Annotated in this window: 1 pseudogene; it reads left to right on the top strand. The window is 70.4% G+C overall.

Annotation, left to right across the window (positions count from 1 at the left end):
• Positions 1–260, top strand: a pseudogene (locus SB751_RS32305) (DNA primase); the annotation flags it as partial.

Raw genomic sequence — 260 nt, 5'->3', positions numbered from 1 at the left:
GTCTCGATATCCCGTTCGAGGAAGTCGCGGCGCTGTCGGATGTCGATGCACGCATTGCCGCGCCGGCGCGCCACGCGCCCCCGCGCAGCGAGCGGCGACGCGTGACGGACAGCGAAAAGCGGGCGTTGCGTACGCTAGTGATGCATCCGCGGATCGCGTCGCAGCTCGACCACGACCAACTTGCGACCCTGCGCGCGCTGCCGCGCATCGGCGAGCTGTTCGCCGAAGTCGTCGAGCATGCGCGTGCGCTGGGCGACGGC

The organism is Cupriavidus sp. SIMBA_020 (genome assembly GCF_046535395.1).
Classification (GTDB): domain Bacteria; phylum Pseudomonadota; class Gammaproteobacteria; order Burkholderiales; family Burkholderiaceae; genus Cupriavidus; species Cupriavidus campinensis.
The sequence above is the reverse complement of the archived record's forward strand: the minus strand, read 5'-3'. Positions and strand labels throughout refer to the sequence as shown.